10 protein-coding genes are annotated in these 12,570 nt (G+C 34.2%); all 10 read left to right on the top strand.

From position 1 onward, the window contains the following. Nucleotides 1-43 precede the first annotated feature (43 nt). Nucleotides 44-1,825: an ABC transporter ATP-binding protein gene (locus T513_RS0100255; protein WP_031588472.1), complete on the top strand. Its 1,782-nt coding sequence runs from the start codon at nt 44-46 to the stop codon at nt 1,823-1,825. Beyond that, nucleotides 1,818-3,617, top strand: a complete 1,800-nt coding sequence (locus T513_RS0100250) for an ABC transporter ATP-binding protein (RefSeq protein ID WP_029070115.1) — start codon at nt 1,818-1,820, stop codon at nt 3,615-3,617. Before T513_RS0100255 ends, T513_RS0100250 begins: the two co-directional genes overlap by 8 nt. A 47-nt stretch (nt 3,618-3,664) precedes the next feature. Beyond that, nucleotides 3,665-4,204, top strand: a complete 540-nt coding sequence (locus T513_RS0100245; RefSeq protein WP_031588470.1) for a TetR/AcrR family transcriptional regulator C-terminal domain-containing protein — start codon at nt 3,665-3,667, stop codon at nt 4,202-4,204. 107 nt (nt 4,205-4,311) lie between these two features. After that, nucleotides 4,312-5,460 (top strand): lactaldehyde reductase, encoded by a 1,149-nt coding sequence (gene fucO, locus T513_RS0100240; RefSeq protein WP_029070113.1) that lies wholly within the window; start codon nt 4,312-4,314, stop codon nt 5,458-5,460. Between the two features lie 137 nt (nt 5,461-5,597). Then, nucleotides 5,598-6,743, top strand: coding sequence for a bacterial transcriptional activator domain-containing protein (locus tag T513_RS0100235; RefSeq protein ID WP_031588469.1), 1,146 nt, complete (start codon nt 5,598-5,600; stop codon nt 6,741-6,743). A gap of 74 nt (nt 6,744-6,817) precedes the next feature. Next, the gene (locus tag T513_RS0100230) at nt 6,818-7,993 is read left to right on the top strand and encodes a bacterial transcriptional activator domain-containing protein (RefSeq protein WP_031588468.1); all 1,176 of its coding nucleotides are present in this window, start codon (nt 6,818-6,820) and stop codon (nt 7,991-7,993) included. Between the two features lie 220 nt (nt 7,994-8,213). Next, complete coding sequence (locus T513_RS0100225) at nt 8,214-9,491, top strand: HlyC/CorC family transporter (RefSeq protein WP_035876405.1); 1,278 nt, start codon at nt 8,214-8,216, stop codon at nt 9,489-9,491. Nucleotides 9,492-9,513: 22 nt separating this feature from the next. Beyond that, nucleotides 9,514-10,320 carry a YihY/virulence factor BrkB family protein gene (locus T513_RS0100220; RefSeq protein WP_031588466.1) on the top strand — a complete coding sequence of 269 codons (807 nt, stop codon included), beginning with the start codon at nt 9,514-9,516 and terminating at the stop codon, nt 10,318-10,320. Then, nucleotides 10,310-11,617 carry a TRAM domain-containing protein gene (locus T513_RS0100215; RefSeq protein WP_031588465.1) on the top strand — a complete coding sequence of 436 codons (1,308 nt, stop codon included), beginning with the start codon at nt 10,310-10,312 and terminating at the stop codon, nt 11,615-11,617. Before T513_RS0100220 ends, T513_RS0100215 begins: the two co-directional genes overlap by 11 nt. Beyond that, on the top strand, nt 11,617-12,564 hold the full coding sequence (gene rmuC, locus T513_RS0100210; protein WP_031588464.1) for a DNA recombination protein RmuC: 948 nt from the start codon (nt 11,617-11,619) through the stop codon (nt 12,562-12,564). The genes T513_RS0100215 and rmuC overlap by 1 nt, the downstream gene beginning before the upstream one ends. Nucleotides 12,565-12,570: the final 6 nt, after the last annotated feature.

Below are 12,570 nucleotides of genomic sequence, written 5' to 3'. Positions count from 1 at the left end.
TCATCTATCTTATACAATAAATGGTTGGTTAAGGAGGTTTTGTATGAACCAGAAATTTTCTTCAAACAGCAGACTGGTATTCTATTTTTTACGTTCAAGCAAACGTTATTTTGGAATAGGAATCCTTTTTGCAATACTGGCGTCGTTTATTGATCTGATTAATCCGAAGATTGTGGGATTTACTGTTGATTCCATCATTGGCTATAAAGCCTCTTCGCTTTCATTTATAGATACTGGATTTCTTCGTGAACATCTTTATCTGGTAGGTGCTCTGGTTATTGGCATTGCCTTGCTTGGAGCAGTATGCAGATATATCTATAATCTCATGAATGCTGCAGGATCAGAGACGCTGGTTCAGACAATGAGAAACAGTCTGTTCTCACATATTCAGAAATTGCCTTTCTCTTGGTATATTGATAATTCTACGGGAGATATTATTCAAAGATGTACAAGTGATGTTGAACAGATCAAGAACTTTCTTTCTGAACAGCTGACTAGTTTCTTTAGAATTATTATTCTCTTGGCTTTATCATTGTTCTTTATGTCACAGATTTCTGTGTTTCTTACTATTGTAGCAGCGAATTTTATCCCTATTATCGTGGGATATTCCTTGTTCTTTAGAAAAAAGATCAGCCAGTCTTTTCTGGTAGCTGATGAAGAAGAAGGAAATCTTTCTTCTATTGCGCAAGAAAACTTAACAGGAGTAAGAGTTGTTCGTGCATTTGGAAGAGAGAAAGAAGAACGTGATCGATTTGAGAAGCAGAATAATATCTATACATCCGCTTATATGAAATTCTCAGTCTATATTTCAATGTTCTGGTCAGCCGGTGATGGCATTTCTGGCTTACAGGTAATGATGATTGTTGTACTGGGAGCTCTTCTTTGTGTAAAAGGGGAAATGACAGCGGGTGATTATATCGCCTTTATTTCTTATAATGCCATGCTGGTATGGCCAATTCGTCAGCTTGGAAGAGTCATTTCTGATATGAGCAAGGCGGGTGTCTCAATTGATCGTATTCGCTATATTATGAATTCTCAAGAAGAAAGAGATCATGAACATCCTTTAACTGTTGATATGCATCAGGATATCGTATTTGATCATGTATCATTTAGATATAAAGAGGAGGCTCCTTATATTCTTGATGATGTTTCTTTTACAATCAAGAAGGGAGAAACATTGGGAATATTAGGAAGTACGGGATCTGGTAAATCTACATTGATGTACTTGCTAGATCGTCTTTATGAACCTACCAAAGGGAAAATCACCATTGGGGGAGTAGATATAGCGACAATCAAGAAAGATCACTTAAGAGAAAATATTGGATTTGTATTACAGGAACCATTTCTTTTCTCTAGAAGCTTGTCTGAAAATATTGCGATTGCGAAAAAGGAAGCAACTCATCAGGATGTGATTGAGGCTAGTCGTATTGCTTCATTGGATGATGCAGTATCACACTTTACTAAAGGGTATGATACCTTTGTGGGAGAAAGAGGAGTCACTTTATCTGGGGGACAAAAACAAAGAACTGCGATTGCCCAGATGATTATTTCTAAGACACCTATCATGATTTTTGATGATTCACTTTCTGCTGTTGATACACAGACAGATCAGAAAATAAGAAATGCCTTAAAAGAGAATGTTCATGATTCTACGGTTATTATGATTTCTCATCGTATTTCTACATTAAAGGATGCGGATCATATTATCGTTATGAATGAAGGCAAGATTATCGAAGAAGGAACACATCAGTCATTGATGAACCAGAATGGTCTATATAAGACCATCAGTGATATTCAATCACTAGGAGGAATTTCTCATGAATAAGAAACTTAAATATTTTGGTATTCCTCAGATTATTAGCTATGTTAAAAAGTATCGTTTAATGATTGTAGTCATGGTTGTACTTGGCGCATTGAGTTCTCTTATTGATACGATTTATCCACTGTTTAATCAGTATGCGATCAATCATTATATTGGACAGGGAAAAATAGATAATCTTACATTATTTATTGTAAGCTACATCTTATTCTTGATTGCTCAGGTTTTCTTGAATTACTTTAGCAGTTATCTTTGCTGCAAGGTTGAACTTGAAGTAGGAAGAGATTTAAAGAATGCTTCATTCAATCATCTCCAGACATTATCTTTCTCATATTTCAATACCAACAATGTTGGCTATGTTCATGCACGTATTATGTCCGATACTGATCGTATTGGTACAATGGTGTCATGGCGATTGATGGATATTGTCTGGAATCTTTCTTATATTATCTTTGTATTTGTGGTAATGAGCATGATCAATGTTCGTCTTGCATTGCTGTTGCTTTTGCTTGTACCTGTTGCCATAGTGTTTATCTTATTCTTCCAGAAAAGAATTGTTTTCTTGAACCGTAAGATCAGAGAAATCAATTCAATGATTACAGGACATTTCAATGAAGGAATTACTGGCGCAAAGACTATTCGTACATTGGTGGTAGAAGATACGATTCAGGATGATTTTGAAAAAGATACTAATCTGATGAAACGTACTTCCATTCATTCTACGCACTATTCAGCATTGTTTAGTGCCACTGTTACAACGCTCTCAAGTGTGGCCTTGGCTATTGTTTTATGGCAGGGAGGACGATTAAGTATTGAGGGTCTTATGAAAATAGGAACACTTTCAGTGTTTATGTCGTATGCCTTAGGCATGATTGATCCTATTCAGCGTATGATTGAAACGATTTCTCAGTTGATCAATGTACAAGTCAACATTGAACGTTTTACAACTTTAATGAATACTGATTCTGATGTTGTCGATGGTGAGGATGTCATTAAGAAATATGGGGATGTTTTTCATCCACGTAAAGAGAACTGGGAAAAACTTCATGGTGATATTGTCTTTGAAAATGTGTCCTTCAAATATCCAGATGGCGAAGAGATGGTTCTTGAAGATTTCAATCTGCATGTCCCACAAGGAACAAATGTTGCTATTGTTGGAGAAACAGGGGCAGGGAAGTCAACGCTTGTAAATCTTGTCTGTCGTTTCTATGAACCTACAAAAGGAAGAATTCTGATTGATGGCAGGGATGCAAGAGAAAGAAGTCAGTCCTGGCTGCATGATCATATTGGATATGTGTTGCAGACACCACATCTTTTCTCAGGGACTATTCGCGATAATCTTCGTTATGGCAAAAGTGATGCTACTGATGAAGAAATATGGAAGGCATTAAAGATCGTTAATGCAGAAGAAATAGTGAAACGCATGGGTGACGGACTCGACAGCAATATTGGAGAAGGTGGCAATACAATGTCCACTGGTGAAAAGCAGCTGTTAAGTTTTGCGAGAGCCATTATTGCCAATCCAGCTATTCTTATTCTTGATGAAGCCACATCTTCTATTGATACAATGACTGAACAGAAGATTCAGATGGCTATTGAAAAATTAGTTGAAGGACGCACATCATTTATGATTGCGCATCGTCTTTCTACTGTTGTCAATGCGGATATCATTCTTGTTGTTAAAGATGGGAAGATCATAGAATCAGGTCAGCATGAAGAACTGATGAATAAAAAGGGATACTATTATCAGCTTTATTCACGTGAAGAAGTTGAACAAGCGACTAAGAAAGCATTCTAGTCTTATCAAAATTAAATATATTTGATAAAATAGACTAGGTGATAAAGATGGAAGATACACGTTATATATTTGCAGAAGGCTTAAAAGAATTGTTAAAGAAACAGCCTTTAGATAAAGTGAGTGTCACTGATCTTGTAAAAGTATCTGGTAAGACAAGACAGACATTCTATCGTTACTTTGAAGATAAGTACGCTTTAGTCAATTGGTACTTTAAGGTGCTAGCTGATCAGTCATTCTTACAGATTGGTGAACAGGAAACCTTGAAAGAAGGATTGACAAAGAAATTTGAATTCATTCTAGAAGATCAGCTATTCTTTGAAGCGGCGTTCTTATCAAAGGATTATAATAATGTAGAACATTATGACTATGAATGTATTTATCATTTTTATGAAGGCATCATTAAAAAGAAATGTGGACAAATTCCCGATGATATTCGTTTCTTGTTAAAAATGTATTGTCATGGTTCCATTACTATGACAGTGGATTGGGCTACTCATGGAATGAAAAGATCACCGGAGGAGCTAGCGCAGTATCTCATTGATGCTTTACCAGTTAAGCTTGAATATTATCTATCAGATTTAAAGTAGACTTCGGTCTACTTTTTTTATGTGACAAATGGGGTAAAGTGTAACTTGAAAGCCCTAACATCTAAATGTTAAAATTTTATCATAGAGAAAACAAGGAGAGATATAATATGGCAAATGCAATTGTATTAAACACAATTTCTTATCATGGTAAAGAAGCAATCAAACAAATTCCAGAGATTGCTAAAAAAGAAGGATTTAAAAAGATTTTTGTATGTTCAGATCCTGATCTTGTAAAATTTGGTGTTACTAAGAAGGTCACTGATCTTCTTGATGAAAGTGGACTTGAATATGTCATCTATTCAGAAATTAAACCAAATCCTACAATCAAGAATGTTCAGGATGGTGTCAAAGCATTTAAGGAAGCTAATGCGGATTCTATTATTACTATCGGTGGTGGTTCTTCAATGGATACAGCCAAAGCGATTGGAATTATCGTAGAAAATCCTGAATTTGAAGATGTGCGTTCACTTGAAGGGGTAGCACCTACAAAAAATCATGCAGTACGTACAATCGCTGTACCTACAACTGCAGGAACAGCAGCTGAAGTTACAATCAACTATGTTATTACAGATGTAGAAAAAGAAAGAAAGTTCGTCTGCGTCGATCAGAATGATATTCCAAATTGGGCTGTCGTTGATCCTGATATGATGTCATCTATGCCAAAAGGATTGACTGCTGCTACAGGTATGGATGCATTGACTCATGCGATTGAAGGCTATACAACAAAAGCAGCATGGGAAATGACAGACATGTTCCATCTTGAAGCAATCAAGCTTATCGCTAAAAACTTACGTGGTGCAGTAGAGAATACTGATGAAGGCAGAGAAGGCATGGCCTTAGCACAATATATCGCCGGAATGGGATTCTCTAATGTAGGATTAGGTATTGCTCATTCTATTGCGCATACTTTCTCAGCTCACTATGATACGCCACATGGCGTAGCATGTGCCATCATGTTACCAATCGTCATGGAATTCAATCAGGATTACACTGGTGAGAAATTTAGAGAAATTGCTCGTGCAATGGGTGTTGAAGGTGTTGATCAGATGAGTGAAAGTGAATATCGTCAAGCTGCAATCGACGCTGTTAAGACATTAAGCAAGGATGTCGGTATTCCATCATATGTAGAAGGATTAAAAGAAGAAGATGTAGAACAGCTCGCAAAAGATGCTTTTGCGGATGCATGTGCACCAGGAAATCCTAGAGATACAACTTTGGAAGAATTCAAGGAATTAATTAGAAAAGTTATGAAGTAGTCAAAAAAACATAGAAAGTCACAACTTTCTATGTTTTTTTCATGCTTTTAGTTAGTTATATTTTATAATTATAACTAGTTATGACTTCCATTTGACTTTGGTTTTGTACAATGAACATATAAGTGGAGGTTATGGGTATGAATACTATGCGTGTAAAAATGATAGGAACATTTGAAATGTCCTATAATGGAAAAACGATTGCCTATAATGATTTTCATTCGTCAAAGATTACAGAGCTGCTGGTTTATTTGTTTAAGAAACCATTTGATCAGATCAGTAATCATGAATTATCTGAAATCATGTTCAAGGATGCATCACAAGATCCATTGAATGCATTGAAAGCTCTTGTTTATCGTGTGAGAGTATTATTAAAAGAGTTTGGTGATGAACCTTTTATTATCTCTTCAAAGGGCTATTATTACTGGAATGAATCTATTCCAGTAGAAATTGATCTCGATGAATTTGAACATTATATTCAGCTTGCAAAAAAAGATGAAGAAATCAATTATGAGTATTATGAAAAAGCAGTTGCTCTTTATAAAGGACGTCTGCTGCCAATGATTGCGAATACGTTATGGGTAAAACTGGAAAATACGTATCTTGAATCAAAGGTTCTTCAGGCTATGCTGGCATTGATGATTAAGTATTATGAAGAAGAATCTATCGAAGAATTTAAAGAGATGTCACGAAAGATTTTAGAACTGGATGTTTATAATGAAAAAGCACATTACTATATTATGAAACAGTATATTAGAGAAAATAATATTGAATTGGCTAGAAAGAATTATAAGAATCTAGAAACACTGTTTCGTAAAGATTTAGGCATTGATCCTAACATTTCATTAAAGGAGCTGCTCCACCAGTCGCAGCAACAGGAAAATGAAAGACGTCTAGAAGCTATCCAGTCTACATTCCATCAGTTCAAAAGCAAGCAGGCTTTTGAATGCAGTGCTGAAGAATTTAGACAGCTTTGTGAAATTGAAAAACGTCGTGCACAGAGAGAGACTTCTCATTATCATATTGTAGATATTATCGTAAAAGATGAAAATACAAAGAATAATGAAGCACTAGGCGTTAATCTAAAGAAAGCAATTATGGATAATCTAAGAGAATATGATTGCGTATTACAATATGATCAAAATAAGTTTATGGTTCTCATTGATTGTGAATGGGATCACTTAAAGCAAGTTATTGATCGTATAAAGAGTCATTATTATGAACATAATGGACATGAAGGTAAAATTTATTTCCAAGGTATGAATATTAAGGAATATAAACATTAGATGAATTAGAAATGAAATATAAATTGTTAATCAATAAGAATTTATGATATGATTTTAAAAAGGGGTGAAATCGGATGAGTGTAATGAAAGCTTATTTCTTAGGAACCTTTAAACTTGAATATAAAGGGAAAACTCTGACTTTTAATGATTATCATTCTTTACAGATTACTAAGTTTATTGCTTATCTTATAAAAAATAGGAAGAAAAAGATTTTTAATAGTGAAATTGCGGATGTACTTTATAAAGATAAAACAACTTCTGATCCTATCAATGCCCTAAAAGCTTTAGTCTATCGTACAAGAACAGTATTAAAGCAAGGATTAGGAGAAGATAATTTTATTATTTCCAGTAAAGGAATCTATCATTGGAATCCAGAAATTGAAGTTATTTTGGATCTTGAAGAACTAGAAAATTATAAGAATATGGCGATAGAATCAGATAATAAGATTGAATATTATGAAAAATGTTTATCGCTTTACGGTGGACATGTTCTTCCGATGATTTCTGGTGAGTCATGGGTGGATATGGATGATTCTTATGTAGAATCAACTATTCTTTCAACAATGATCATCTTGTTGGATTATTATTTTGAAAATAACCTTTCTTCTAAATTCAGAGAATTAAGTAAGAAAGTATTAGAAATTGATCCATATAATGAAGGTGTTCATTATCACGTAATGAGTGATTATTTAAGAGATGGTAAAGAAGAATTAGCAAAGAAGTACTATGAACAGGTAGCAGCAATGTTCAATAAGAACTTAGGCATTGCACCAAGTTCTAAGCTTCAGCAACTTATAGAAGGCCAGACAAAGATGGACTTTGATGAATTAAAGTCATATGTTCATAATAACAATGAAGTCAACCTTGCTTTTGAAGCATCACCTGATGTCTTCAAGGATTTATGTCTAATTGAAAGCAAGAGAATCAGACGTTCTAAGAAGGATGCCTTTATTGTTAACTTGACCATTAAAATTAAAAATAAGGATGTACATAATAAAGACTTTATTAATGCGATATTAGAATCAACAGCATCATTATTAAAGAATGCCATTATGACAAAACTGCGTTCAGGAGATTGTTTCACACAGGTTGGAAAAGATCGTTTCCTTGTTTTAATTTATTGTGATCCTGTCTATATCGATGGTGTTATTAAACGTATTGTAGATACATTCTATATTCTAGATAAATATCGCCGTGTAGATGTAGAATACACTGCACAAGATATTAGAGATCTTATTACAGAGGACTAATGGTAGTCCTCTGTTTTAATAACTACTAAGAAGACTCAAAAAATACTGGCATAATGAATTGTCTACTGCATTTATAATAAAGATATAAAAGAAAGTACATATTTTCTCAATTCAAAAAACGATTGCAGTAATGTTAAAATGCAATTATACTAAGATTGACAAAACGTTAAAATTAACTTATTATGCTACTAAATTGGATTATAAGGAGAATGATAAATAAGTGGAACCGAGTCAAACCATTATGATTGTTGCCTTTTTGATATTAATAATGCTTTCTGCATTCTTTTCATCTGCAGAAACGTCGTTTATGGCTGTATCTAAGATTAGAATCAAGACTTTAGCGGAAGAAGAAAATAGCCGTCGTGCACAGCTTGTACAGAAGCTTCTTGATAATAATGAACAGCTCTTGTCGACAATTCTTGTTGGCAACAATCTAGTTAATATTGCAGCATCATCATTAACAACATCTTTTGTTATTTCTATATTTGGAAATGAAGGTATAGGCGTTGCTCTTGCAACAGGATTTGTAACATTGATGATTCTTATCTTTGGGGAAATTACGCCTAAAACCCTTGCCAGCAACAATGCTGAAAAATTTGTATTGGCCTTTGCGCCGATTATCTCATTTTTTAGAATAGTATTTATGCCAATTGTTTTCATCTTGAATGTTTTTACACATATTATGATGAAGGCTTTTGGAGACCTTTCTTCAACTGGACCAACTGTTACACAGGAAGATCTCAAGACTATTGTAAATGTCTCTCATGAAGAAGGGGTATTGGAAGATGATGAACGAAAGATGCTTCATAATATCTTTGCGTTTGGAGAGACTGAAATCAAGGAGATTATGACACCACGTATTCATGTGGAAGATGTCAAAGATGATATCTCCTATGATGAACTTATTGATTTCTTAAAAAACTGTCAATTTTCACGTATACCTGTCTATCGTAATGAAGATAGTGATGATATTGTCGGTGTATTAAATATAAAAGATTTACTTTTAGCTGATGTAGATCAGGAACAATTTGATATTAAGAACTACATGAGAGAACCATATTTTGTCTATGAATTTAACCAGATTTCAGATGTCTTTGAATCTATGAGAAAAGATCATGTCACATTGGCGGTTGTTTTAGATGAATATGGAGTCATGAGTGGAATTGTCTCATTGGAAGATATCGTTGAAGAGATTGTCGGAGAAATCGATGATGAATATGATCAGGAAGATGACGATGTCGTTGCTTTAGCTGATAATCAGTTCTTACTTGATGGTTCATTGGATATTGATGAAGTCAATGAAGAGTGTGGTACTTCATTTGAATCTGAAGAATTTGAATCAATCGGTGGACTTGTTTTAGGTGCGGTTGGCGGTGTACCAGAAATCAATCAGAAAGTTGTTATTGATAATGGCTTATTTGTAATTGAGAAAATTGAAAAGAACCGTATTGAAACATTAAGACTGACTGTTATGGAAGATGAAAAACAGGATACATAATACGTTTTTAGGGAGAGCGCATATGAAGCTGGGTGTAAAAGATTTATATCATAAAGCTGTGAAAGTCTATAATGACTATAGAATCTGTATACCGAGTTCTTCAAGTGCCGCACTCTCTTTTTATTTGTTAATATTAATTATTCCAGCGGCGACATTATTGGCTATAGCAGCATCGTTTTTTCATGTTAATCTAGAAATTATGGAACGTATTCTAGAACAGTATTTAAGACCGGATTATGCTAAAATGATTGTTGATGTCTTAAATAATACGAGAGTGACGACAACATCCATTGTGATCATTGTTTTATCGCTGTATGCTGTATCACGTGGTGTTGCACATATTTATGAGACATCAAAGAGAATGTTTTATCCTGATATAAAATTAGAGAATCCTTTGTCTTATTATGGATATGTATTTAAGATTACATTCATCCTGCTTTTGACAATGATGGGATTTGTGATCGTAGTTGCATCAGGACCAATCTACAAGTTTTTTAAGATCCTCTACAGCATTAAAGTTTTCCAGTATATAATTATCTATGGCATAATCACATTATTCTTTTATGCATTATATCTGATCGTGCCAAGAGTACGTGTGCAAAAGAAGAGATATGCTTTTATTGGTTCACAGGTAGCCGCTGTAGGGATGGTTATTTTATATATCATATTTTCAGTTTATTTTAAGTATGCCAATTATCAGTCCGTATATGGACCACTTGCTTCAGTAGTCATCATCTTGTTTGTCTTTAACTGGGCGAGTGAAATATTCTATATTGGCATGTACATTATGTATATTTGCAATAAGAAAGGGAAAAAGAATGAAAAGTGAAAAATTAGTTATTAAGAAAATGGGTATCAATGGTGAAGGAATCGGCTATATTGATCAGAAGATTGCTTTTATCAAAGGTGCTTTAACAGGTGAAGAAGTTCTCGCAGAAATTGATGTAAGAGAAAGAAGATATTTAAGTGGACATGTCGTAAAGGTGCTTAAGAAGTCATCTATGCGTGTACCACATCATAATAATGATAAGAAGACTTATGGATACAGTCTTTTCCATATGAACTATCTTGATCAGCTTCCTTTCAAGAAAGGACTTATCAAGGATGCTATTGCGAAGTATACAAAATTTGATGTCGAAGAATTAGATGTCAAGCCAGTTCTTTCAAGTGATGAAGTAGAACATTATAGACACTATGCAGCTTTTCCTATTGTCTATTCAAGAGGAAAACTAGTCTTTGGTGAATTAGAAGGGGTTGATCATTTCTTAAGTGTAGATGATCTATATCGTCTTCAGTCTCCTGTTATCAATACAACATTAAATAAGATTCAGAAGATCTTAAATGAACATAAATGTAAAGATTATTATCCAAGAGTAAAATGTGGCTTACGCTATATCATGGTAAGAGAATTCAACGAAGGATTACAGGTTGTCTTTATTACTGGTAAAGATGGTATCGCTAAAGAAGTAACAAAAGAAATTGCTCAGATTGATGAAGTTGTTTCAATCTACTATTCAATCAATACATCAAGCCATTCTGATTTCAATGAAAAAGGCTTTAAGCGTATTTATGGCATGAATGCTATGACTTTAACATGCAAGGATCAGGACTATAAGATTAATGTGAAATCACATATGATCATGAATCCTGAAATGGAATATAAAAAGTATGATGTTCTTACTTCCCTTATTGATGAAGAAGATGAAATCCTTTCATTATACAGTGGACTAGGATTATGGGAAATGAGTCTTCCTAATGATGTCACAGCATTAGAAGAAAACGAATATCAGTTAGATGATGCATTAAAGAATAGAGATCGCATTAAAGAGATGAACAAGTTCTTCAAGTTATGCAACATCGATAAAGAAATTGTGAGATTATGCAAGAAGAAAACATATGACAAAGTTGTTGTACACGGTGGAGATATCACAGAAGAAATCGCTAAATCCATCATTCTTTCTAAAGTGCCAGCAGTGATCCTTGAAGGAAAGAATATGAGCGCTTTAGGATTAAGTATTGAAAAATTACAGAATCGCTATCATATTACTTATGTTTCAGGCGTGGATGTTGATCCAAATACACCATTGGTACACGCTATCGTGAAACTAGAAAGAAATGAAAGATAATGGAATTGATTCTACTTGTCTTGCTTATTGCCATATTGATCATGCTTGTCGTGATCTATATGAAATTCAATCGCAGTGATTCTTTTGCGCGAATAGAAAAGGGCATTGAACAAAATGAACGTGAACTAATAGCATCTAAGAGTTATCATCAGTCTTTAGCGAAAAGCTATGAAATTCTTTTAGGAGAACTATCTAAGACAAAAGAGTACCTCGGCGTTTCTGATGCGAAGCTTAATCTTTTGACAAAGACAATTCGCAATATGAATGATGTGATGGTCAATACAAAAAAGAGAGGAAACTTTGGCGAGTATCAGCTCTACCATCTGCTTTCTCTTTATCTTGGTCATTCTTCTTTGTTATATGAGACACAATATCATCTTTCCAATGGCAAAATTGCAGATGCAATCTTGCATATTCCTAATCAAAAACAAGTGCTTTGCATTGATTCTAAGTTTCCTAGTGAAAACTATCTACGTCTTGTAGATGATCCCTCTTCAGTCATTGCACAAAGAGAATTAAGAAAAAATGTGAAAAAGCACATTCATGATATTGCGGAAAAATATATTATTCCACAAGAAACAAGTGAAGAAGCTATCATGTTTATTCCTAGTGAAGCTATCTATCTTTATTTATGGGAAGAAGAACCACAGCTTATTGAAGAAGCACATCGTCATCATGTAATGATGACATCCCCTTCAACATTGATGGGAGTAACCATGACTCTTCTTGCAATCACAAAAGATTTTCAGCGTGCTCAAAACATAGAAAAGATTGAAAAGCAGCTGATCAGTCTAAAAGAAGATAGTGATCGTATGATACAAAGATATGAGAAAGCTTATCGGAGTGCTAATACACTCATTAAACAATTAGATGATCTTCATATATCCATGGATAAGGTCAATGGAAAGATTCAAGGGATGTATGAAGGAGAAGAAAAGGATGGCTGATGGCCA

Source organism: Kandleria vitulina DSM 20405 (assembly GCF_000702065.1).
Lineage (GTDB): Bacteria > Bacillota_I > Bacilli_A > Erysipelotrichales > Coprobacillaceae > Kandleria > Kandleria vitulina.
This window is presented reverse-complemented; position numbering and strand designations above follow the sequence as displayed.

Coding starts and splice junctions, on each gene's coding strand:
- T513_RS0100255 (WP_031588472.1), top strand. CDS start 44: ATGAACCAGAAATTTTCTTCAAACAGCAGACTGGTATTCTATTTTTTA.
- T513_RS0100250 (WP_029070115.1), top strand. CDS start 1,818: ATGAATAAGAAACTTAAATATTTTGGTATTCCTCAGATTATTAGCTAT.
- T513_RS0100245 (WP_031588470.1), top strand. CDS start 3,665: ATGGAAGATACACGTTATATATTTGCAGAAGGCTTAAAAGAATTGTTA.
- fucO (WP_029070113.1), top strand. CDS start 4,312: ATGGCAAATGCAATTGTATTAAACACAATTTCTTATCATGGTAAAGAA.
- T513_RS0100235 (WP_031588469.1), top strand. CDS start 5,598: ATGAATACTATGCGTGTAAAAATGATAGGAACATTTGAAATGTCCTAT.
- T513_RS0100230 (WP_031588468.1), top strand. CDS start 6,818: ATGAGTGTAATGAAAGCTTATTTCTTAGGAACCTTTAAACTTGAATAT.
- T513_RS0100220 (WP_031588466.1), top strand. CDS start 9,514: ATGAAGCTGGGTGTAAAAGATTTATATCATAAAGCTGTGAAAGTCTAT.
- T513_RS0100215 (WP_031588465.1), top strand. CDS start 10,310: ATGAAAAGTGAAAAATTAGTTATTAAGAAAATGGGTATCAATGGTGAA.
- rmuC (WP_031588464.1), top strand. CDS start 11,617: ATGGAATTGATTCTACTTGTCTTGCTTATTGCCATATTGATCATGCTT.